The organism is Psychroserpens sp. SPM9, assembly GCF_025153525.1.
Taxonomy (GTDB): Bacteria; Bacteroidota; Bacteroidia; order Flavobacteriales; family Flavobacteriaceae; genus Psychroserpens.
Genome location: NZ_JANZNR010000004.1, coordinates 72,199 through 94,457 on the forward strand (window position 1 = coordinate 72,199; position 22,259 = coordinate 94,457).

Annotated in this window: 18 protein-coding genes; 4 read left to right on the forward strand and 14 right to left on the reverse strand. The window is 34.8% G+C overall.

Annotated features, from left to right (window positions below):
* Nucleotides 1-5: 5 nt before the first annotated feature.
* Together N4270_RS09310 and smpB are read right to left on the reverse strand one after the other, a co-directional pair.
* The gene (locus N4270_RS09310) at nucleotides 6-2,474 is read right to left on the reverse strand and encodes a DUF5686 and carboxypeptidase regulatory-like domain-containing protein (protein ID WP_260096776.1); all 2,469 of its coding nucleotides are present in this window, start codon (nucleotides 2,472-2,474) and stop codon (nucleotides 6-8) included.
* A gap of 115 nt (nucleotides 2,475-2,589) precedes the next feature.
* On the reverse strand, nucleotides 2,590-3,048 hold the full coding sequence (gene smpB, locus N4270_RS09315) for an SsrA-binding protein SmpB (protein WP_204345414.1): 459 nt from the start codon (nucleotides 3,046-3,048) through the stop codon (nucleotides 2,590-2,592).
* A 250-nt stretch (nucleotides 3,049-3,298) separates the two neighbouring features.
* Here smpB and N4270_RS09320 point away from each other — a divergent pair, with 250 nt between their 5' ends.
* The gene (locus N4270_RS09320; RefSeq protein WP_260096778.1) at nucleotides 3,299-3,766 is read left to right on the forward strand and encodes a DUF1572 domain-containing protein; all 468 of its coding nucleotides are present in this window, start codon (nucleotides 3,299-3,301) and stop codon (nucleotides 3,764-3,766) included.
* A gap of 79 nt (nucleotides 3,767-3,845) precedes the next feature.
* Entirely contained in the window at nucleotides 3,846-4,613 is a 768-nt protein-coding gene (locus tag N4270_RS09325) for a DUF6503 family protein (RefSeq protein WP_260096780.1), read from the forward strand.
* On the opposite strand, the gene N4270_RS09330 is transcribed toward N4270_RS09325, so the two are convergent.
* The 6 genes from N4270_RS09330 to clpB all read right to left on the reverse strand — a co-directional run bounded on the left by N4270_RS09330 (nucleotide 4,606) and on the right by clpB (nucleotide 10,920).
* Complete coding sequence (locus tag N4270_RS09330) at nucleotides 4,606-5,115, reverse strand: histidine phosphatase family protein (RefSeq protein WP_260096782.1); 510 nt, start codon at nucleotides 5,113-5,115, stop codon at nucleotides 4,606-4,608. The genes N4270_RS09325 and N4270_RS09330 overlap by 8 nt on opposite strands.
* A gap of 71 nt (nucleotides 5,116-5,186) precedes the next feature.
* Nucleotides 5,187-5,849, reverse strand: coding sequence for a deoxyribose-phosphate aldolase (deoC, locus tag N4270_RS09335; RefSeq protein ID WP_260096784.1), 663 nt, complete (start codon nucleotides 5,847-5,849; stop codon nucleotides 5,187-5,189).
* Nucleotides 5,850-6,071: 222 nt separating this feature from the next.
* Nucleotides 6,072-6,932, reverse strand: coding sequence for a TraB/GumN family protein (locus N4270_RS09340; RefSeq protein ID WP_260096786.1), 861 nt, complete (start codon nucleotides 6,930-6,932; stop codon nucleotides 6,072-6,074).
* Between the two features lie 57 nt (nucleotides 6,933-6,989).
* Nucleotides 6,990-7,481, reverse strand: coding sequence for a thioesterase family protein (locus N4270_RS09345; RefSeq protein ID WP_260096787.1), 492 nt, complete (start codon nucleotides 7,479-7,481; stop codon nucleotides 6,990-6,992).
* A gap of 48 nt (nucleotides 7,482-7,529) precedes the next feature.
* A complete protein-coding gene (locus tag N4270_RS09350; protein ID WP_260096788.1) occupies nucleotides 7,530-8,126 on the reverse strand; it encodes a TetR/AcrR family transcriptional regulator in 597 nt (198 codons plus the stop codon).
* A gap of 184 nt (nucleotides 8,127-8,310) precedes the next feature.
* Nucleotides 8,311-10,920: an ATP-dependent chaperone ClpB gene (gene clpB / locus N4270_RS09355; RefSeq protein ID WP_260096790.1), complete on the reverse strand. Its 2,610-nt coding sequence runs from the start codon at nucleotides 10,918-10,920 to the stop codon at nucleotides 8,311-8,313.
* Between the two features lie 279 nt (nucleotides 10,921-11,199).
* Between clpB and ytxJ the strand changes: the two genes are divergently transcribed.
* Complete coding sequence (gene ytxJ / locus N4270_RS09360) at nucleotides 11,200-11,583, forward strand: bacillithiol system redox-active protein YtxJ (protein ID WP_260096791.1); 384 nt, start codon at nucleotides 11,200-11,202, stop codon at nucleotides 11,581-11,583.
* 78 nt (nucleotides 11,584-11,661) lie between these two features.
* Here ytxJ and N4270_RS09365 read toward each other — a convergent pair whose 3' ends face one another.
* From N4270_RS09365 to fahA, 3 genes are all read right to left on the reverse strand, one after another.
* Nucleotides 11,662-15,111 (reverse strand): Calx-beta domain-containing protein, encoded by a 3,450-nt coding sequence (locus tag N4270_RS09365; RefSeq protein WP_260096792.1) that lies wholly within the window; start codon nucleotides 15,109-15,111, stop codon nucleotides 11,662-11,664.
* Nucleotides 15,112-15,264: 153 nt separating this feature from the next.
* Nucleotides 15,265-16,449: a hypothetical protein gene (locus tag N4270_RS09370; RefSeq protein ID WP_260096793.1), complete on the reverse strand. Its 1,185-nt coding sequence runs from the start codon at nucleotides 16,447-16,449 to the stop codon at nucleotides 15,265-15,267.
* 116 nt (nucleotides 16,450-16,565) lie between these two features.
* Entirely contained in the window at nucleotides 16,566-17,858 is a 1,293-nt protein-coding gene (gene fahA, locus N4270_RS09375) for a fumarylacetoacetase (protein ID WP_260096794.1), read from the reverse strand.
* Between the two features lie 189 nt (nucleotides 17,859-18,047).
* On the opposite strand from fahA, the gene glyA reads away from it, so the two are divergent.
* Complete coding sequence (glyA, locus tag N4270_RS09380) at nucleotides 18,048-19,319, forward strand: serine hydroxymethyltransferase (protein ID WP_260096795.1); 1,272 nt, start codon at nucleotides 18,048-18,050, stop codon at nucleotides 19,317-19,319.
* A gap of 81 nt (nucleotides 19,320-19,400) precedes the next feature.
* Here glyA and N4270_RS09385 read toward each other — a convergent pair whose 3' ends face one another.
* The 3 genes from N4270_RS09385 to N4270_RS09395 all read right to left on the reverse strand — a co-directional run bounded on the left by N4270_RS09385 (nucleotide 19,401) and on the right by N4270_RS09395 (nucleotide 22,192).
* The gene (locus tag N4270_RS09385) at nucleotides 19,401-19,859 is read right to left on the reverse strand and encodes a nuclear transport factor 2 family protein (RefSeq protein ID WP_260096797.1); all 459 of its coding nucleotides are present in this window, start codon (nucleotides 19,857-19,859) and stop codon (nucleotides 19,401-19,403) included.
* 83 nt (nucleotides 19,860-19,942) lie between these two features.
* The gene (locus tag N4270_RS09390; protein ID WP_260096800.1) at nucleotides 19,943-20,548 is read right to left on the reverse strand and encodes a hypothetical protein; all 606 of its coding nucleotides are present in this window, start codon (nucleotides 20,546-20,548) and stop codon (nucleotides 19,943-19,945) included.
* A gap of 63 nt (nucleotides 20,549-20,611) precedes the next feature.
* Nucleotides 20,612-22,192, reverse strand: coding sequence for a hypothetical protein (locus tag N4270_RS09395; protein ID WP_260096802.1), 1,581 nt, complete (start codon nucleotides 22,190-22,192; stop codon nucleotides 20,612-20,614).
* Nucleotides 22,193-22,259 lie beyond the last annotated feature (67 nt).

Here is a 22,259-nt window from a genome sequence, read left to right on the forward strand (position 1 = left end):
TAAGGTTAAAAGAATTTCAGACCAAAGATTATGGCATCACTTTGAAATCCGCTTTGATACGAACGTACGTAATCTAATCGTAAAAATCTAAATTTTCCCCAACCAATATTGTCTAAACCTATGCTGTATTCTTGATACGGATTGTTATCTGGAGTTGCCAGAGCATGAGCGCCTACAATCAAATTGAAATTTAGCTTTTTTAAGAGTGGCACTTTTCCGAGGAGGAAACCATTAAAATCATGTTCGGCATGCATTTCTAAATAGGAATCATTCGTACTTGCCGTATAATACGGTAAATTATTAAACACATTGAGGTAGGAACCTTCTCCAAAATTGGTCTGATTTCCATTGAAATGTTGGTAATCTACAAAGGCTATATCATCGGCATTAAAGAATTTTCCCGCTTTTAAATTGTATCTCAAACGACCTTTGTCTGCAACATTAAGCCCTTGAGTAACACGGATTTTAACTTGATCAAAATCATAAGCATCAATGGAAGAAGAGAAGCCTTTTTCATAACCTAAAATGACCGTTGGATACTTAGAATTTGGGATATTGTATTTGCTATCAGGATAACTCAAATAGTTTTGTGCAAAATTAATTCTGGCAGAGAGATTAAGTTTCATGATATTATGCGTTGCAAAAGGCGCTATACCATAAGCTGTTTCATCAAGAGGATTATTACTGGTATAATCCCTGTCGTCTTTTGGGTACCAAGCTTGATCTGTAGTATTAAATAAGGCTTTTCGTCTTTCATAACCTAAGGTTGCTCCAAGTCGGAATCCATTAAACAACTCATTAGAATAGGCAACTTGAGCAAAACTCTTTTCATAAATTTTCATAAAGTTTTTTTCAGAGAATAATGAAAATCCGGTATTTAATCCGCTAGAAATAGGTTCGCTAGGATTGAATTGTTGGGTTACCACACCACCCGAAAGTGTTATAAACGGTCGGCTGGTATCGTTAAATTTATAAGTGGCCGATACTGAGCCTCTTAATCGGTCTTCACTAAAGCCGTAATTTATATTACCACTAATTGAAATATACCGTTTGTAATCATCATAACTTTTTCTGTAAAAAGCACCAACATTAGCATTCCAACCTTGAACGGTATTGAAGCTAATGGCTTGAATTGGAGACGTTACACCAACACTCCAGTTCTCATAAGAATTGGTATAGGTATAACCGCCAAAAATGTCACCTAGTTTAAATTTGTTTTTTACTGTATCTACAGAATCCTGGTAAGTTTTAGATTCTCTTACCACTTGTATGCTATCTTTTTTGATGTAATCTGTAATTTCTTCCTCAGTTAAAGGAACAGGTCTTACCGATTTCCAAAAGATAGAATCTTTTTTATTTGCTTCATTAGCAAAGGAGACGATTTCTCTAGAAAAATCATTAGGTGTTAAACCTGCATTGAACTCGTAATTGCTGTAAACAGCTGTAAATCGGCCATCACCTTTTATTCCGAAGATACCATATTTAAAATCGATATTTTGAGAAATTTTTGCCCAAATAGCATCCTGTTCTGAAAACGAATAGTTTTGAGTAATTCTAATTTTATCAACCGCAGGAATTCGAGCCTGAACGCCTGTAATATCTAATTCTGCTGCATAAATCGTCCATTGGTCTTCAACAATATAAATGAGACCTTCATACACAGGATCATTTTCCCGTCTGGGTGTTACTTTTATTTTATTGATGAGATTGCCTCTGTCGTCATAAAATACGCCTTCAAGTTTGTAACGATAATATCCAAAGGCATTGTTGGCAATTGGTGATATGATCAGGTTGCCTAGTTCTATCGTTTTTTCATAGAGATTGTATTCAACATCTATAGCATTGTTAAAACTAAAGCCATTGTCATCACCACTAACTTTAGAAGCTAATATTTTTTCTTTGAGTTTATTAGGTCTTAAAAATTCGAGTTTAGAAATAGTTTCCGATAAGTAAATTACACCACTTCTTGTAGAATCGAGTCCACCACCTAAGTCGCCTATTTCTGTCCCCATTATTTTTTCGGGCGCATCTTTAATTCTTATGAGTCCGCGAGAATAAAAATCAGCCTTATAGCTTTTTATTTTTTCAAGGTTTTCCTTGCGTTTAGCAATCGCTTCACGAATAATTTTATCAGCTGGGTTTTCTTCAGAATTGATCACCACCTCATTTAGTGAGATTTCTTCATCAACCATAACCGTATCAAGTGTAAAGGGGAAACTCGTAATTTCAACCTCTTTTTTAACCGTTTTATAGCCTAAAAATTGAAAAACGACCGTATAATTTTTAGCTTGTTTTATATTGAGTTCGTAGTTGCCTTCTTCATTACTGGTAGTGCCTATATAAGTGTTTTCAATATAAATATTTACAAATGGCAGCGGTTGATTGTTACTATCTGTAACCGTTCCTGTGATTTGAGAAAAACTTTGAAAGCTAATTAAAGCGAATACTAATGCGAAGCGTAGTTTTAGAATCATTTAGAGTTTGATTGATGGTTCTTATTAATATAGACGTAATATTCCGAAGAATGGTTGCCTAAACAAATTCAAACTTAACGATAAAACCAAGTTGCAATTGTTAAACTATCCTAAATTACTTATAAATTTTCTTAATGCGATCCAGGTTGCGTTTGTTATCACGATCTTTAATGGTGTCGCGTTTGTCGTAGAGTTTTTTACCTTTTCCTAAGGCAATATCAAGTTTAGCAAGCCCTTTTTCATTGATAAACAAGCGAAGTGGAATGATTGCATTTCCTTTGATGTTGACTTCCTTTTCTAACTTTTTGAGTTCGCGTTTGTTGAGTAAAAGTTTGCGTTCGGCTTTTGGTTTGTGGTTGTAATAATTTCCGAAGACATATTCTTGAATCGTCATATTGATAACGAATAATTCTCCGCGATCATTAAATTCACAAAAGCTTTCAGCAATAGAGGCTTTACTATCTCTTATGGATTTGATTTCGGTTCCGGTTAAGACAATACCAGCCGTATACGTATCGAGAATCTCGTATTCAAACTTAGCTTTTTTATTCTTTATGTTTACCGGTTTCTGCATGGTTGGCAAAGGTATGTAAATTATAATTTAAATAAATTGAAAATTATTTAGAAAACACTACTTAAAATAGTCTTTAGTCAAATTAAAAAAGCAGCTTTATAGAAAAACACTAGGCAGAGCTTAAACTGAAGTAAGCCTTCTGAACAATTTTCAATAATGTAGAGTAAAAAAGATAATATACCTAATATTTTTATTGTGCTTTTTAAGCATACTAACTACCTTTATACTTAATTGTTCAATTTTTACACTCATGCAAAAAACATCTATTCTAGCCAATCGCTTAAAAGAAGTTTTACTGGACGGCTTATGGATTGCAAATACAAATTATAAGACGCAGTTAACCAATTTAGATTGGAAAGTTGCAACAACCCAAGTAGACAATTTAAATACCATTGCAATTTTAGCGCAACATGTTCATTATTATGTGAATGGGGTGAAAAACGTGTTTGAAGGTGGTACATTAGATATACGTGATCAATTTAGTTTTGATTTTCCACCGATGGCATCTCAAACAGCCTGGACTACTTTTTTGACAAGGTTTTGGGAGGATTCTGAAAGATTGATAGATTTAGTCAGACAATTGTCTGAAACACAGCTTTACGAGCCTTTTGTAGATATAAAATATGGTAGTTATGAGCGTAACATTGATGGTTTAATTGAACATGCTTATTACCATTTGGGGCAAATTAGTTTAATAAAAAAAATGTTACTCAAATAAATACAATTCCATCCACTTTAGACTCGTCCTATGTTAAGAAATGATTAGTTTTCCGACTTAACTCTGAAAGACATCACTCATGAGATATTCGTTATTAATTTTACTATCTATTTTTCTTCTGAATTGCAAACAAGAAAAGCCAGAAGAGCACACTGCTCAAAGCATTATTGATAAATCGATAGTAGTTTCTGGAGGAGAATTCATTGATTCGTCGTTGATTGCTTTTGATTTTAGAGACAAACATTATAGCGCCTTTCGTCAAAACGGAACCTATCATTTTGAACGAAAATTTAGGGATTCATCATTAAAATACTTTGATACCATTACCCAGATCACAGATATTTTAAATAATAAAGGATTTATGCGTTTGGTTAATGATTTTCCTATGAATGAACCCGATTCTATGGTGGTTAAATATTCGGCTTCCGTAAATTCGGTGCATTATTTTTCAGTATTACCTTATGGATTGAATGATGAGGCAGTTAATAAAAAACGTTTGGAAGACACTTCAATTAAAGGGGAAAACTATTATACTATTCAAGTGACCTTTGATCAAAATGGAGGTGGAGAAGATTTTGAAGATGTGTTTGTTTATTGGGTTAACAAAACGACAGAAAAGGTTGATTATTTAGCGTATTCTTACAATGAAGATGACGGCAAAGGTATTCGGTTTAGAGAGGCTTATAACGAACGCTATGTGAAGGGTATTCGATTTGTAGATTATAACAATTACAAACCCGAAGATGCCTCCGTATCATTGACAGTATTGCCTCAATTATTTGAAAGTGCAAACCTTAAACTACTCTCTAAAATAGAATTAGAAAACGTTAGGGTTTCACTTAATTAATTGTGAGTACCTGGTCCAGAATTAAGCCATTAGAAATGGTTACGATGTAAAGATTGCCGTTGTTGTTATCGTCAATGTCTTCATACTTTTTTTGTTTCAGAACACTATTTACAAAGGCTGGTGTAGTATTACTATGACCAACAACTAAAACCGTTTTGCCTTTTGTAGCTTTGGCAAAATCTTCGCTATATAAGGTTCTTGGGTCGTAATGGGAGACTTCAAGATTATTCTTTTTGGCTGTTGGAGTTGCTGTTTGTATGGTACGATTGTATTTAGTAGAATATACCGCATCAAATTTTACATGTTGTAGAATTTCACTCCAGTGTATTGCTCTCTCTTTACCAGCTTCGGTAAGGTCCGGATTTCTATTGGTTTTATCACTTCTATCTTTTTCAGCATGACGAATAAAATAGTAGGTCGTGGTTTCAGATTGGTTTTCTTCTTGAGCTAAAGCAGGAATACTAAGTGTCAAGACTAAAATTAAAGTGATAAGCGATTTCATATAAAGCGAGTTTGATTCAACTCAAATATAAAAACTCTTTTATAAGAAAAATGATAAAGTAAGGTTAAAAGTTAATAATCGGCATCAGATAATGCTCCTACAGCAATAGCAACTCCTTTAGAAGTGCCAATGCGCTCAACACCAATATCGGTATATTTTCTTGCTGTTTCATAATCACTAATGCCTCCAGAAGCTTTGATTTTACAGTTGTTACGCACTGTTTTTCTTATGATTTTTACAGCCGTAAGTGTCGCCCCACTTTTTGTAAATCCTGTAGAAGTCTTCACAAAATCAACCTTGGCATCTAAGCAGATTTCTGAAGCTTTAACGATACCGTTTTTAGACAGTTCGCTTATTTCTAAAATCACTTTTAAAGGAATTCTCCCAATCGCCGTTTTTACGTCTTTGATATCTTTGAATACTTCAACGTAGTTTTTGCTTTTAAAGACTCCTAAATTCATAACCATATCAATTTCATGAGCACCATCATTGATGGCTTGTTTCGCTTCAAAAATTTTGGCTTCTGTAGAAGCAGCTCCTAGCGGAAATCCAACTACAGTACATATTTTCACATTAGAATCTTTAAGAAGTTGTTTTGCTAATGGGACGTAGCAACTGTTAATACAAACGGAATAGAATTTATGTTTTTTCGCTTCATTACAATGGTCAATAATGTCACGTTCAGTGGCAGATGCACTTAATAAGGTGTGGTCTATTTTTGAATTTATATTCATTTTTAAGTAGGTGAATTATACACTAATCCTTGATTTGAAGAAGAATTAGCTTGCTTTAACTTATGTAAATTTGGGAATTAATAGCAATTCAAAGTTAGCAATTAAATCTTATAATCATAACCAAAAATGATAAAGTTTTATTGCCTAAACAGAGAGTTTTAAACAGGTTTTGAACAAAAAAGCCTCTTTTACAGAGGCTTATTATTTAATTTTAAGTGATTTTTAACGAACAGCTTTAACAGTATACCCCGCTTTTCTTAAAAGTTTAATAACACCATTTTCACCGGCAAGGTGTGCCGCACCTACACCGAAGAATGTGGGTTGTTCCTTTGCAAATTCACTAATCTTTTCAATCCAGTTTTTATTTCGGTTGTCAAGCATTTTATCACTGTGCTTTGATGTTGAAAGCTCTTTGTCTTCTTCCATCATTTTAATCATACCTTCAATATCCTTACTATTATAAAGGTCTAAAAGTTTTTTAAATGAGGCTTTATCTTTAGCAAGTTGGTCTTCTGCCGAACGCAATAAATCTGCAGCCTGATCTTCATAAGGAATCTCATCAAACACTTGAAGTTGTTCTGCTACAGTTTCTAAGCCTAAGACTTCTTCTTTTTGTTCGTGTGCTACTTTCATTAGTGCTGCTTCAAAAGATTGAACAGGGCAGCCCAGTAATTTAGGGTAAAACATAGCTGTTATAAAAAAAGGCTTGATATTAGCTAATGCATCAATTGGCATGCCTATTTGCTCTTTTACAAATGTTGCAATAGTCGCATATTCTTCTTCGGTAACAAGGTCTTTAAGTGTTTTTTGATCTTTCATATAAAGTCCTTTCATCATCGTCATTTGCATTGAAGGATCGTCCATATCTAATTCTAAGACGAGTAATTTAGTCTGGTCTAAGGCCTTTAAGATGTTTTGGTCTAAAGAGGCATCACAGGTCATATGAATCGTTCCATAGAGGTAAGATGCTTCAGTTAATCCGTTTCCAGAAATTTCCCAAAGTAATGCTTTGTCTAACTCTTGAGCCTGAAGTGAAAAAAAGCCAGTTAGAGAGAACGCAAGAGCACATAATAAATTTTTCATAATTAGAATTTAGATTTCTTTATAGGTAGCGTTTAAAGCATAAACGTTACAACTATATTAAAGTTTCGTTTTTTGAGCTTTGAACTCTAGTAGACGCTCTTCAAAGTTGGTTGTACCAATAGGAACAAGAATACTTTCAAATAACTTCATCATCTCATCAGAATGAAGTGCTCTAGATTGTTCCAATAAGTTAAAGTGAACAAAACCACACCAAATCACCGCTTTAAGTTGTGTTTTATCACTGTTGTACATACGCATTTCTACTTTTAATGAACTCGTATCATAGGCGATAAGTTGAGACTCTATGGTGACAGTTTCCATTAATAGCGCAGGTTTTAAATAGGCTATTTGATTGCTGCTTGATACCCAGCTAATGCCTTTTGTACGTGCCATTTTATAAATATCTATGTCGTAGTGTTTCAATAATTGATCTTCACGATGATTCATAAAATAATCAATATAACTGCCATTGTTTAAATGGTTGAAAGGGTCACAGTGTTGAAATCTGATTTTTGTTTGGCTACTAACAATGTTTTGAAAATTCATCATATATATGTTTTTAAATTATACCAATTGGTATATTATTGGTTAAAAAAATTAGGCTTTAAGTTCGTTATGTATCATTTGATCAATTTGGTTCATGGTATCTTTGATATAAAACTCATCATCCATCGTATAGGTCATAAATATAGCACCTTGAATCATCGTGTCTAAACGTTTGGCGTATTGCATGGCATTTATTTCGGTAGAAATTTCACCAGCTTCAATGCCATTTTCAATAATAGTAGCTAACTGATCTTGAATTTTCTCAATGACAATTTTTACATGCTCTAATAAGAGTACATTTTGATTATTGGCATCAACACCAATATTTAAAACAGGGCAACCCCCTAATTGTTTACTGTAATCATAATAGTTTCGGTAAAAATCAGAGATTAAAAAGAGTTTTTGAATGGGGGAGTCGCTCAATTCTAAATGCTTAGAAATACGTTTTAATAAGGCTTTTACTGTAAATTTAAATGCAGCTATAGCAAGGGTTTCTTTGTTTTTAAAATTTCCATAGATTGCCCCTTTGGTTAAACCTGTGGCTTCAGTTAAGTCACTCATGCTTGTTGCAGCGTAACCATTTTTATTAAAAATAGGCGCCACAGTTTCAAGTATAAACTGTTTTGTGAGTTCTGCTTTTGTTTGCATAAGATCAAATATACACAAAATATACTGATTGGTATATTTTTGTTTTAAAAATTCAAACAAATTAATATTAGTATAGGCTTTAAAACGGAAAAGCAACGCGCATTTTATTTCTAAAACTTACGTTGCTTTTCAACTAACCAACCACTTAAAAGACTGTTATATAATCATTTTGTTACAGGATGTTTTAAATTTCTTCGGAAACAAAACTCGCTTCATTTCTAAAAACCAGCTTGTCATCAAAGGCATCGAGTAGGATAATGCTATCTGTAGTGACTTTTCCAGATAAAATTTCTTTACTTAATTCATTCAATACTTCTTTCTGAATCACACGCTTAACAGGTCTTGCACCATATTCGGGATTAAAACCTTTATCGGCTAAATAGGCGATGGCTTCAGGTGTTGCGTCAAACGTAATGCCTTGTTTCGAAAGCATTTTTTGAACACCTTTTAATTGTAATCCAACAATATCTTTAATGTTGCCTTTTGTTAAAGGTGTGAACATAATGGTATCATCAATTCGGTTTAAAAATTCTGGTCTAACACTTTGTTTTAACAGAGCAAGTACATCTACCTTTGCAGCTTCGATTGCTGAGTCCACATCTTTGGTCGCTTCAAAACGCTCTTGAATAATATGACTACCAATATTAGAGGTCATAATAATAATCGTGTTTTTAAAATCGGCCACACGTCCTTTATTATCTGTTAATCGCCCTTCATCTAAAACTTGCAATAAAGTATTAAATGTATCGGGATGTGCTTTTTCAATTTCATCCAATAACACTACCGAATACGGCTTACGTCTCACAGCTTCAGTTAATTGTCCGCCCTCATCATAACCAACATATCCTGGAGGCGCTCCAACCAAACGACTCACACTATGACTTTCTTGATATTCACTCATATCGATTCTGGTCATCGCATTCTCGTCATCAAAAAGGTATTCGGCAAGCGCTTTTGCTAATTCGGTTTTACCAACACCTGTGGTTCCTAAAAATAAGAAGGTGCCGACAGGTTTTTGCGGATTTTGTAATCCTGCTCTAGAGCGTCTTACCGCATCACTAACGGCTGTTATCGCTTCTTCCTGGCCCACAACGCGTTTGTGCAATTCGTCTTCTAATTTTAAAAGTTTGTCACGCTCGCTTTGTAGCATTTTAGTCACCGGAATGCCTGTCCACTTAGCCACCACTTCAGCAATGTCATCATAAGTAACTTCCTCTTTAATTAAGGAGTTTCCAGATTGATTTTCCATTAATTCATTCTGGTATTTTTCGAGAGCTTCTTGAGCTTCTTTAATTTTTCCGTAGCGAATTTCGGCCACTTTTCCGTAGTCACCTTCACGTTCGGCACGTTCGGCTTCTAACTTATAGTCTTCGATATTTGATTTAGTCGTTTGAATATTATCGACCACTTCTTTTTCACTTTTCCATTTCGCATTAATCTCATTGCGTTCTTCTTTGAGATTAGCCAAATCTGAACGTAAGGATTTTAATTTTGCTTCATCTTTCTCACGTTTTATGGCTTCGATTTCAATTTCAAGTTGCATGATTTTACGATCTAAAACATCTAACTCTTCAGGTTTTGAATTGATTTCCATACGTAATTTTGAAGCCGCTTCATCCATCAAGTCAATCGCTTTATCAGGTAGAAAACGGTTGGTGATATAACGTTCTGAGAGTTCTACAGCACCAATAATCGCTTCATCTTTGATACGTACTTTGTGATGTGTTTCATATTTTTCTTTGATACCACGAAGAATAGAAATCGCACTTTCGGTATCTGGCTCGTCGACCATTACTTTTTGAAAACGACGTTCAAGCGCTTTATCTTTTTCGAAGTATTTTTGATACTCGTCTAGTGTTGTTGCACCAATAGCACGCAACTCGCCACGAGCTAAAGCAGGTTTTAGGATGTTTGCAGCATCCATAGCACCTTGTCCGCCACCAGCACCAACCAAGGTATGGATTTCATCAATAAACAGAACGATGTCACCATCACTGGTTGTAACTTCTTTAATGACCGCTTTAAGACGTTCTTCAAACTCACCTTTAAATTTAGCACCAGCAATGAGTGCGCCCATATCGAGTGCATAAATTTGCTTATCTATTAGGTTTTCGGGGATATCGCCATCAACAATACGATGCGCTAAACCTTCGGCAATAGCTGTTTTACCAGTTCCTGGTTCACCAACTAAAATAGGATTGTTCTTGGTACGACGTGATAAAATTTGAAGAATTCGTCTAATTTCCTCATCACGACCAATCACAGGATCTAATTTGCCATCTTTTGCCAATTGGTTTAGGTTTTTGGCATATTTGTTTAACGAATTATAAGTGTCTTCCTGACTTTGAGACGTGACTCTATCACCTTTACGGAGTTCTTCAATAGCTGTATTTAAGCCTTTTTCAGTAACACCTTGGTCTTTTAGCATTTGAGCAATCTTACTATTCGATTTAAAAATGGCTAATATTAAGTGTTCTATGGAAACGAAATCATCATTCATTTTTTTAGCAATAATTGATGCTTCGTTTAGGGCTTTGCTTGCGTCTCTAGAAATGCTTAATTCGCCTCCAGATACTTTTGCAAAACTTTCTAACTGCTTGTCTAGAGCTAATTTTAAGACGTCGATATTGACGTTTAATTTTTTAAGAATAAACGGTAATACGTTTTCATCAACTTCAAAAATCGCTTTAATGATATGTTCATTTTCGATTTGCTGATGCCCTAAGCTTTGAGCAAGTTGTTGTGCTTGCTGAATCGCTTCTTGAGATTTTATGGTATAATTATTAAAATTCATAGTTATTTATAGTATTTTTAAGTGTGTCATTCTGAATAACAGAAAGAATCTCATTTTAGATGCTTCGCTGATGCTCAGAAAGACAACTTTGTTTATTAGTATTTTACGATAGCATTAAGTCAATAACCTTACCAATTGCAAAACACTAAATTTAAACGACAAAATGACCGATTTAGTGTGTAATAACGTGACTTTTAGTCAGTTTGTAAGATTAGAAATAAGGTACGACTTATTGTAAAGAAATACATTTCATTTTAAATAAAATACACAAAATTAACTATGGGATTTTTAAAAAATATATTCGGAACATCTGAACCAAAAGAAGAAAAGGTCTTGCCTTGGCAAGCTTTAACGGAAGTATCTCAATTAAGTGTAATAGAGCAGCGATCCAATACTAAAACACAAGTCATTTTTAAACATTCAACGCGTTGTGGCATTAGTAGTATGGTGATGAAGCAATTTGTAAGTAGTTTTGATTTAGATGCAGCTATGGATTTATATTATTTAGACTTATTGAGTTATCGTGAAGTGTCGAATGAAGTGGGTTATAAGTTTCAAGTGCTACATCAATCACCACAGTTATTAGTCATCAAAAATGGTGTTGCTGTTGCACATGCATCTCATGGAGCCATAAATGAGTTAGATCTGGAGCAGTTTGTTTAAGTTATTTCGGATTTAGTGACATACAAAAACGCCCAAAGTGATTTGCTTTGGGCGTTTTTATGGTTTGTATGTTACGATTTATTCTTTTATAATTTTAATTGTTTTTTTGTTTCCATTACTGGATAAAGTGACAAAATAGATGCCGCTGGTTAGTGGTGTTACATCTATTTCGGCTGTTGAAGCTTCAATAACTTTTAGCATAACTTCTTTTCCAAGAACTGAAGTGATTCTAACCGAATCAATGGCTGTATTATTTTCTATATATAATTGGTCATTCGCTGGAATTGGATACACTTTCAAACTTTCAAACGAAACCTCAGTTACACTTAAATTATCTTCAACAAATTCTGTCAGCCAAGTATTGGTTACAATTGCCGGGTTGAAATCAAAATATATGTCCGCAGTATTAGGAATGATATCACCGATGGCATAATCAGGAAAAGGCTTAATCTTAAAGGTTAAATAGCCATGACCAACTGTTGAATCATCAGCTTCGGAAGGCGGTAAATTAATTCCGAAGAAATTCCACTCTAAAGATTTACCAACACGTTCTAACGTGTAGTCGTGACTTGCACCTATCATTTTTAAAGTAGACTCGTCAAGTTGTTCATCTAGGAGATCTTCAATTCTAATATTGATAGCATTAGCAGTTCCTGTATTCTCAAAACGAATGGTGTAAGTAAGGTAATCATTAGTTGTAAATTCTGAATGTACTATCTCAGGGCCATGACGTTCAGTAATATCATTAGGATCATAAGAGCCAACAATGGTTTGTGTTAAGCTTGAGGTATTGTTTAATGGCAAAATATCTCCAGAAAGTAATTCGATATCTACAGAATTGGTCACAAGCTGCCCCAAACTAACGGTTGGCAATGTCGGAACACTCATTAGGACTCTAAGTGTTCGCGTTTCATACGGTTCTAAATTCGAAAAGGTATACGAAAATCCATCAGCTGTAGTAACAAAATTTACAGGATTAAGGGTGTACCAGTTTTGAGAGGTATCATAAACATTAATTAAGTTTAAGGCCTCATCTATTGTGAAATTAATAGTTCCGGAAGGTACCGTAAGATTAGAGTTATTGGTAAACGTCATATAATTTGAATAATTGAATCCAGGAACAGCAGCATTTAAATTAGAGGAAAGGTTGACAGATAAATCATCATAAGGCGTGACTGTAATTGGAAAATTATAGGTTGTAATACCTGAACCTACAGGAACTGTTACATTGGTATAACTTGTTGTGGTATTATTTCCGGCATAATCGCTATCTACTGTATAGTTTAAATTGTAAGTTGTATTGGGATTAGATTCATATAAATAATGCGGTGACACATAAAGGTTATGAATGACACCATCATTGTTCACTTCATAATTAAAATGTCCTAAAGGAAAATTGATTTCTCCAGAATCTTGAATCCCATTACTATTGGTATCAACAAAGGCTTTAAGTTCGATACCGTCAGATTGTGGTAACTGAAAATTTTGATTTGGATTATAGAGGTTATCCCAAACTTCTTGATTATAATAAGCCCCGTAAAAGTTTATCCCTTCCTGATCACCACCATAATACCCAAAATTTATATCGTCTTGTGTAATAATGTGAGTTGCGGTAAATGTTGTCGTATCTGTTTGTCCAGGCGCTAAGCTCGCTAATGGTCCACCAACAATATCCAAATCGGGAAAAGATACATCGGCATCAATATTAGTTATATCTGCATTACCGTTATTGGTTACAGTGAACAAATATTCGATGGTATCACCAACACTGGTAAATCCGTCACCATTAAAATCAACATAGGTGACAGTAGAACTTACTTCTAAAGGCGATTCGACTCTTATCAAAAGAGATGCAATATCGCAATTTGTTGGGTTGGCAGCATCACATATTTCATAATTAAGATAATGGTTACCAAACGGAGCATTAGCAGGTATGGTGAGCAGACCTGTTGAACTCAATGTGACACCAATAGTATTGCTTCCAACTAAGGATACATTCAAATTAGAGGCCACTACAGGTAAGCCTTCGAAGGTGTCATTGTCTAACACTTGAAATGTGGTTCCAACTTCTAAGATAGAAGTGATTCGGTCTTGCTGCGCATTTAAGGCATAATTATCTAATATAAAGGCTTCTTCAGTAACACTAGAATTGTAGGTGTTTCCTGAGCTGACTTCTGCTGTAATAAAGAGGTTTTCATCATCTTCATCTAATTGATCTAAGATGGTTGGATAATTCAAATCATCCTGATAATTAAATAGTTGTCCTGCAGGAATAATTGTTGTTAAAGTTGAACTTGTCAAATCTGAAGCATCGGCAGTACCAAAAGATGTTGTGATGTTAATAGCTGTATCTACCGGACTTGGTTCTGATAGCAGGACTCTGAATTTAAGCGGATAACCTTCTTCAACCGCAATACTATCTCCATAATTTTGTGAGTTCTCATAATCATAAACGGCTCTAAGACGTAGATTGGGTAGACCGTCATCATCAAGGATATCAAAAGCACCTGTTTCTAAAGTGTTAGTTGTATTTCCCGAAAGGATCGTAACCGTATAATTAACAGATTCGTCGGCCTCATCTAAAGTATCTTCAAGCGTAGGGATTTGAAAATTAACACCATAGTTTCCAGGTAAAATGGTTTTAGTTTGATTGACACTAGTGTAATCAGTAAGGTCTGCAGTGCCATTTGAAGTGCTGAGTTGTACAATAATATCGCTACTAAAAGCTCTGTTTAAATTAACACTAACATAAGCCGTGTTACCTTCATGCATGTCGCTACTGTAAACTGTCATTGAAGGCGTTACATCATTATCAATAATAGTGACTGTAATGGGGATTGTAGTATTCGTCGTATTTCCAGAAGTCACAGTTGCCGTTATGGTATAGGTTTCGTCGGTTTCAACCAGCACATCGTCAATGGTACTTATTAGGAATTGAGAATAACGTTCGCCAGCTAAAAAAGTCACCGAAGTATTGGTTTCATTATAATCTGATGTGTCAGCTGTTCCAGAAGATGTTGTAAAATCTATAGTGACATCGGAGTTAAAATAATTACTTAGATTCACATTGTAATTATAAGATTGTCCTTCAGTTAAATAGGGGTTGGTTGTAATGTAAACTGTTGGCGTTGCATCGTTATCAAAGAGGTGAATCTGACTGTTGATTTCTGAATTTTCAGTATTATTACTTGTAACTGTAGCTTCTATATAAAAGATTTCATTGTCTTCAATAGTGGCGTCATTAGCTGTGGAAATGCTCAGTGAATTACTACTTAATTGTCCTGCCGGAATCGTAACGGTTGTACTAATAGGCGTATAATCTGAAGTATCTGCCGAACCATCAATAGTAACCACATCAACAACAACATCTGTAGGAGACGCACTAAACAAATTTACAGAGAAGGTGTAGGTGTTTCCCTCAATAACCGAATAATTTAAACCGCCGTTAGTGAGATACACTATGGGGTCTTGAGAAAAGCAAAATGTAGAATAGAAAGCAATCACTAAAAGAAGCACTATTTTTTTCATGGCTGATGTGTTAGAGTTTTTAAGTAGATGAACTTTCTTACAAATGGTTGCGTGAAAAAAGATTCTATTTTTAATATTGCTTTAATATTAAGACAAAAAAACTCCCAAAGCATCACACTTTTGGGAGTTTTTATTTTTGAAATATATAGATGATTAACTTCGTCTCATTCGATACGAGTTAATGATGTTTTTTAGTTTCAATTTTAGGTCTTCACCTGTATCGTAAACCATTTGAGCATCGGTAGGAAAGAGGATACGCCTATTTCTAGTTAAATTATACTCTTGGTTGTTTAAAGCTCTTTGGTCGCCTCTAACTGTCGCATAGAAATGTTCAAATACAAATTCACTATCTATTGGAAAGGCATCTAAAATTTGATTCGTTCTTAAATCGGTATATACAACATCAGCAATAACCTGAGTAGATTTAAACTGATTCACTTCAAAATAGCGTGCTCTTACATTGACAATTTTGTCTACCTTGATTTTATTTCCTAAGCTATCAATCATCACATTTCCATCGGCGTCTTTCTGGTATTCCCAACCATCAACAATATTTTTTTGCTTTAATTCTTGTTTGGTATTAACCTGCTCTGGCGAAATATTAATACGCTTTAACTGCAGTTGCATGGCAAAGTCGTAATTAATTTCGGCATTAGGATTGGCGTGATAAACCGTCCAAAACTGATTTAAACCATAGGTGTCAAAATTGAGTAAATCGGCTTCCAGTTGCTGCGGAATGATTTGACGGGTTTGATTTTCGATAGATACCATCACATAATCGGTTCCTTTTTGGTGCGCCTCATCTATCAGACTTCGAGTCTCTTCAAAGTTTGGATTGATACTTTCTATATAACTGAAAATGTTATAAGCTTCTCTGGCCTTGTATTTATCTTCAGCATCTAACAAAGCGATCCCTTGATCAATAAGATAATCAGACGTTTTATATCTGTAGTCGACGATTTCTGAAGTATAATCGTTGAATTTTAAATCTAAAGTCTTCCCATCAATTTGTAATGGCAACACACGCTTAATAGCATTTTGTCTAGCCTCTAAATCTAAATAGATCTCGTAAATGGTTTTATACTGCTCAGGATTTCCATCCTTTTTTAAATGCGCAACATCTTGCAGGTCTTCCTCTAAAACTTTGTAATACGCATCTTCAAGCATCACAATATAGTCTTGTTTACGTTTTTTGTCTTTGTTGTTTTCGAGTTTTCGTAACGCGTCATTAATCGCTTGGTCATAATTACCATGACTGATTGCTTTTTCAATTTGTTTTCTTCCGCTACATGATGTTAGTACCAGAAGAAGTACTGTTGTGAGTAGTAATTGCTTCATAATTCTGGATTTTAATGATTATTTTGATTATAGAATCCAAATATGATGCCAAACAAAAAACTCGAAGTAGAATGTGTGTTATCTAACTTCGAGTTTTGCTTTTAAAATCTTGTGATTTATTTCTTTTTCTTCGGATTAAAAACCGGTAATAATTGTGTTTTAACAGAGCCAAAACCAATACGTGTTCCATCTTTTTCACAATAACCTCTCATGATAACAGTATCATAATCATTGATGAACTTACGCTCGGTACCATCGTTCATTTTAAGAGGTTTTGTACCTTTCCAAGATAATTCTAACATAGAGCCATACGAATCTTCTGTTGGACCAGAAATAGTACCACTTCCCATCATGTCTCCAGAATTCACAGGGCAACCATTAACGGTATGATGTGCTAATTGTTGAACCATGTTCCAGTACATATACTTAAAGTTGGATTTACAAACGGTGGTTTCTTTAGCGCCTTTTGGCTGGATGCCAACTTCTAAATTGATATCAAAACTCTTTTTTCCTTTGGTTTGAAGGTATTCAAGTGGTTTAGGATCTTGTTTCGGACTTTCTACTCTAAACGGTTCAAGCGCATCAAGCGTGACAATCCATGGCGACATTGATGACGCGAAGTTTTTTCCTAAAAATGGACCAAGTGGGACATATTCCCATTTTTGAATATCACGAGCAGACCAATCATTAAACAATACCAATCCGAAGATATACTCTTCAGCTTCAGCGATAGGAATTGGTTCTCCCAAATCGTTAGCATCTGTTGTAATAAAAGCCATTTCTAATTCAAAATCCACTAGTTTTGAAGGTCCAAACACAGGTGTTTTTGCACCTTCTGGCATGGTTTGTCCTTGTGGACGATGTATAGGAATTCCAGACGGAATAATTGAAGAACTTCGTCCATGATACCCAACAGGCATGTGAACCCAATTAGGTAGCAAGGCATTATCAGGATCTCTAAACATCGTACCAACATTAGTGGCATGTTCCTTACTGGCATAAAAATCGGTATAATCACCAACCTGAATTGGCAATTGCATTTCAATTTCATCCAAACGGAATAAAACGATTTCTTTATGCGGATTATTATTTTTTAAAGTGTCATTTTCGGCATCAAAAATTTGAGCAATACGATTACGAACCAAACGCCATGTTTTTCTTCCATCTGCAATAAAATCATTTAAAGTATCCTGAAGAAAAATATCATCGGTTAACGGAATGCCATCAAAGTAGCCTAATTGATGCAAAGCGCCAAGATCGATTGCTGTATCTCCAATTCGTGTTCCAATTGTGATAATATCATCACGCGTTAGGAATACACCAAAAGGAATGTTTTGAATCGGGAAGTCTGAGTTTTTTCCAACATGTAACCATGAAGAACGATCAGGATTATTTGCAGATAATGGCATATTATAGAGGATTTTGTTATTTTGTTTTTCTAGTCAAACCTACATATTTAATTGCATAAAACCATAAAAAATTAAATGAATTTTACCTGTTGATAACCTGCTCATAAAAGTTGAGGTTTAACTGTATTTTTAAATCCTTTTAATACGAGGATTTCTTATTTTTGATAAAATTTAATTTAAACTTTATATATGCAACGCGATTCACAGATTTTTGAGCTTATAAATGCTGAAAAAGACAGACAAATAAACGGTTTAGAACTTATTGCTTCAGAAAATTTTGTTAGTGACCAGGTTATGGAAGCTGCAGGTTCTGTTTTAACTAATAAATATGCTGAAGGCTATCCTGGAAAGCGTTATTATGGTGGCTGTGAAGTCGTTGATGAAGTTGAACAAATAGCTATTGAAAGAGCTAAAACCTTGTTTGGTGCAGCTTATGCTAATGTGCAACCACATTCTGGAAGCCAAGCGAATACAGCTGTGTTTGCCGCTTGTTTACAACCTGGTGATACCATATTGGGTTTTGATTTATCGCATGGCGGACATTTAACTCACGGATCACCTGTGAACTTTTCGGGAAAATTATACCGTCCAACATTTTATGGTGTAAAGAAGGAGTCTGGGCTTATTGATTATGATATGTTAGCTGATGTTGCCGAAAAAGAGCGTCCGAAGTTAATTATTGCAGGTGCTTCAGCTTATTCTAGAGATATGAACTTTGCGAAGTTTAGAGAAGTTGCCGATAATGTAGGTGCGATTTTAATGGCCGATATTTCACATCCTGCCGGATTAATAGCTAAAGGTATTTTAAGTGATCCATTACCACATTGTCATATCGTTACAACAACAACGCATAAAACCCTACGTGGACCACGAGGTGGTTTGATTATGATGGGTGAGAATTTTGAGAATCCATTTGGACTTCGACTTAAAAACGGGAACTTGCGAAAGATGTCTGGTTTGTTGGATTCTGCAGTGTTTCCTGGGAATCAAGGCGGACCATTAGAGCATATTATTGCTGCTAAAGCTATTGCTTTTGGTGAAGCGCTTTCTGATGATTTTATGCATTACATGTTACAAGTAAAGCATAATGCTGCTGCGATGGCTAAGGCATTTGTAGCTCGAGGTTATGATATTATTTCTGGAGGAACAGATAATCATATGATGCTCATCGATTTAAGAAATAAAGACATCACTGGTAAAGATGCTGAAGAAGCGCTTGGAAAAGCAGATATAACTGTCAATAAAAACATGGTGCCATTTGATGATAAGAGTCCGTTTGTAACCTCCGGAATAAGAGTAGGAACTGCTGCGATAACAACCAGAGGTTTAAAAGAAGAGGATATGGAAACTATTGTTGGTTATATTGATGAAACATTAATGAACTATCAAGAGGAAAGTAAATTGGAAGCCATTGCCGAAAAAGTTAATGGTATGATGTCTGGGAAACCATTGTTTAGTTAAACAACTTATGATACTAAATTGATTTAGGTGATCAAATAAGAATTAAAAAAAAGACCTTTCATTTCGTAAGGTCTTTTTTATTTAGTTTTTGATTTGATGCTCCTTTTTTAATGGACCTTCCCAAAGCACTTGTTCAATCATCCATTTGTCATCCCGTTTTGATAGTAGGATATAATCAATGCCCCACCAGGCCGTGACTCTTGCTGCTGCAATAGTATCTCCCATATCTAATATAGTGACATCTCTAGGCGCGTCTTCTGCAGGGAAATTTTTCTTGTCTTTTACGTTTTGAGCAAATGCTAATGCTTGGTCAAACGACATGTGGTTAACTTGGCGGTAGCTGTCTTTGCCTTCGTCTTTCCAAAAGCCAAACTTATGAAGTGTAGGTTGTAAACTCGCTTTAAGTTTTGACGTATCACCTTCGTAAAACCCTTCAATATAATTTGTACAAGCTTTAATAACGCCAGAGGTGTCAGAGGTTTGCGCAATCGTAAAATGAGAAACAAAAGCGACTATGACGATGCATACTAATTTTTTCATGACTATAAAAGATTGGTTATCGTTTGAAAAATAAACAATTAAAGAATAGGATGCTGTTAAGTAGGTGTTAATCCTAAGTTACTCTATAAAGTAGCAAATAACTGTTCTAAGGATTTAAAATCGCGTCGTTTATAATTTTTATTATCTCTTTTGTTGAGGTAGTTTATTAAATCTTTTTTGGGACCAGAAGTCCAAAAATTAAAAATACTAAGGAGGTTGCCGTTTTCCATGATATGGACATCATTCAAAATTTTACCATCAAAGGGTTTGTCCATTAAATCGTAAACGATAGTCTCTGTATCTTTTTTATAGACTTCTCTAAACAATTTATGGTGTCCGTTAATCGTTACAAATTTTGTTTTTGTATCCCTTTTATCAATGCGTTCATATAAATACACCTCTTTAATTTTGGTGTTGGCAATATAAAAGCACTCATTTTCAATTCTTATAATTGCAGCGTATTTCTGATGTTCGTTAATCCGGTTTACACTAATGTCTCCTTTGAGTACTTCTTCAGTTTTTAAATGAATTTCGCCATCAAAAAATTGATAATCGTTAGCGTCATTGGTATTGTTTAAAATAGTCTGAAGTCCTAAAAGTTCAATTTCGTGGTTTTGAGCTTGATTGGTGAAACTTAGGGATAGGCACCATAAAACGATACAGGTTTTGAATACATTATTGAAAATCATGAGCTTAAAGTTTAAAAGATGAAATGTCTAATAAGCAACAATAATTATTCCAAAAACTAAAACTCAATCTTCTTCAAAAGTCACATGCTGATAAGCACCTAAATCGGGACTTGCTGTTCTGTTTGTATTGAGAATATCAATCGGAACTTGATTAGCAAAGAAGTCGTACAAATCGTTTCCTTGGTTATTAGCAGCAGAGTTGTCTCCAATCATCATAAGATTCTCAAAAGGTAGCTTGAAGTCTGGATCACTATTAAAGATACAGTTTTCGTATAAGTCAGAATTGTTGATGTCGTAGTTTGGATCATTAAACGTGTTGTTACTATCTTGAAAACGAATCAGGCAATTGGTGAATTTAAAGTTAAAATCAAATCCGCTAGTGCCAGAAATTTCGTCTAAGCCAATTTCAGGATTATCATTTCCGTAGATGATACAATTATTAAAATTAGCTTCGGTAAGATGATTGCCTTGATCAATATTATTTTCATCAGTAAAGAAATTATTCAAAAATACAGATGGAAATTGTCTAAAACTATTATTCCAATAGTTAGCTAGAGTACAATGCGTAAAGTTATATTTTCCGCCTTGAGCGCCTGCAAAAGAGGATTGTCCTGAATTATTAATCACCAGATTTTCACCTCTAATAGAAGTTGCTCTGGCTAATATGCCATAATTACTGGAGTTAAATATTTTAGAATTGGTTATCGTGAGTTTATCGTTTGGAGCCTCTTGGTTAAACTCACATAATATTCCGACAGTTGCATTTTTAATAGTGGCGAAATTAATTTCATTGTCAACGCTTCCGTTAAAAAGCCAAATTGTTGCCCATTGTCCGGGAACATCGGCAAACAAAGGTTCTAATCTGTCACTTTCAAAAATCACTTCATTTTCTAAAAGTTCTTGATCTGTGCTCAGTTCACCATTAACTTTTAGGGAAGCATTATTGGTAACTAGGAGTCCGGAATTAGCATGAAAATGTACACGCGCTCCAGCTTCGATAGTTAAAACATCGCCTTCGTCAACGGCTGCAAATCCATAGATAACATAAGGCTTTTCGTTGGTAAATGTGAGTTCGTCATTTTCAAGAAATCGCCCTTGAATCGAAGTTTCATCGGGTTCACCATCACCATTAGCATCAAAGGTTAAAGTTTCAATGACGCCAGTAGTGTTGTCGCGATCAGGATAAATAAAAACAGCATCTTTAATAAGCGTGACTAGTTCTACTTTTTGAAGGTTAGTTCCGCTATCAAATTCGATGGCATCGGTATATAAAAACTCCAAACTATTTTGTGCCAGTGTTTGAATATCTGCTGTGGTTTCAACAAAGATGAATAAACTATCATTTGCTAATAATTCGACATTCTGAAATTCTTTTCCTGGCAGACCATCAACGTTTAACCGATAATTAGAGGCTTGCCCTTGACCTAAACGAACCGTAGGTATAGAAATATCTTCGTCGCTTCGGTTGTAAACTTTCAAGTTATAAGTACTCGACCCAATGTTTGTAAAAACGGTATCGAGATAAACCGTGTCTTTAGAAAATTCTAATGATCCTGTGCTTGGTCCAAAGTCGAAATCTTTCCGACAAGAACTCCAAAGCATTAAAATAGAAATAGTAAATAGAAAGTATGCTAGTCTTTTCATAGGTATGTTTTCATTCAGTTGCACAAGCCTAAAGTATCAAATGTGCCTTGAGGCCTTAAAAATATAA

Excerpts from the sequence above, each read along its gene's own strand:
- N4270_RS09310 (WP_260096776.1), bottom strand. The coding sequence starts at position 2,474 with ATGATTCTAAAACTACGCTTCGCATTAGTATTCGCTTTAATTAGCTTT.
- smpB (WP_204345414.1), bottom strand. The coding sequence starts at position 3,048 with ATGCAGAAACCGGTAAACATAAAGAATAAAAAAGCTAAGTTTGAATAC.
- N4270_RS09320 (WP_260096778.1), top strand. The coding sequence starts at position 3,299 with ATGCAAAAAACATCTATTCTAGCCAATCGCTTAAAAGAAGTTTTACTG.
- N4270_RS09325 (WP_260096780.1), top strand. The coding sequence starts at position 3,846 with ATGAGATATTCGTTATTAATTTTACTATCTATTTTTCTTCTGAATTGC.
- N4270_RS09330 (WP_260096782.1), bottom strand. The coding sequence starts at position 5,115 with ATGAAATCGCTTATCACTTTAATTTTAGTCTTGACACTTAGTATTCCT.
- deoC (WP_260096784.1), bottom strand. The coding sequence starts at position 5,849 with ATGAATATAAATTCAAAAATAGACCACACCTTATTAAGTGCATCTGCC.
- N4270_RS09340 (WP_260096786.1), bottom strand. The coding sequence starts at position 6,932 with ATGAAAAATTTATTATGTGCTCTTGCGTTCTCTCTAACTGGCTTTTTT.
- N4270_RS09345 (WP_260096787.1), bottom strand. The coding sequence starts at position 7,481 with ATGATGAATTTTCAAAACATTGTTAGTAGCCAAACAAAAATCAGATTT.
- N4270_RS09350 (WP_260096788.1), bottom strand. The coding sequence starts at position 8,126 with ATGCAAACAAAAGCAGAACTCACAAAACAGTTTATACTTGAAACTGTG.
- clpB (WP_260096790.1), bottom strand. The coding sequence starts at position 10,920 with ATGAATTTTAATAATTATACCATAAAATCTCAAGAAGCGATTCAGCAA.
- ytxJ (WP_260096791.1), top strand. The coding sequence starts at position 11,200 with ATGGGATTTTTAAAAAATATATTCGGAACATCTGAACCAAAAGAAGAA.
- N4270_RS09365 (WP_260096792.1), bottom strand. The coding sequence starts at position 15,111 with ATGAAAAAAATAGTGCTTCTTTTAGTGATTGCTTTCTATTCTACATTT.
- N4270_RS09370 (WP_260096793.1), bottom strand. The coding sequence starts at position 16,449 with ATGAAGCAATTACTACTCACAACAGTACTTCTTCTGGTACTAACATCA.
- fahA (WP_260096794.1), bottom strand. The coding sequence starts at position 17,858 with ATGCCATTATCTGCAAATAATCCTGATCGTTCTTCATGGTTACATGTT.
- glyA (WP_260096795.1), top strand. The coding sequence starts at position 18,048 with ATGCAACGCGATTCACAGATTTTTGAGCTTATAAATGCTGAAAAAGAC.
- N4270_RS09385 (WP_260096797.1), bottom strand. The coding sequence starts at position 19,859 with ATGAAAAAATTAGTATGCATCGTCATAGTCGCTTTTGTTTCTCATTTT.
- N4270_RS09390 (WP_260096800.1), bottom strand. The coding sequence starts at position 20,548 with ATGATTTTCAATAATGTATTCAAAACCTGTATCGTTTTATGGTGCCTA.
- N4270_RS09395 (WP_260096802.1), bottom strand. The coding sequence starts at position 22,192 with ATGAAAAGACTAGCATACTTTCTATTTACTATTTCTATTTTAATGCTT.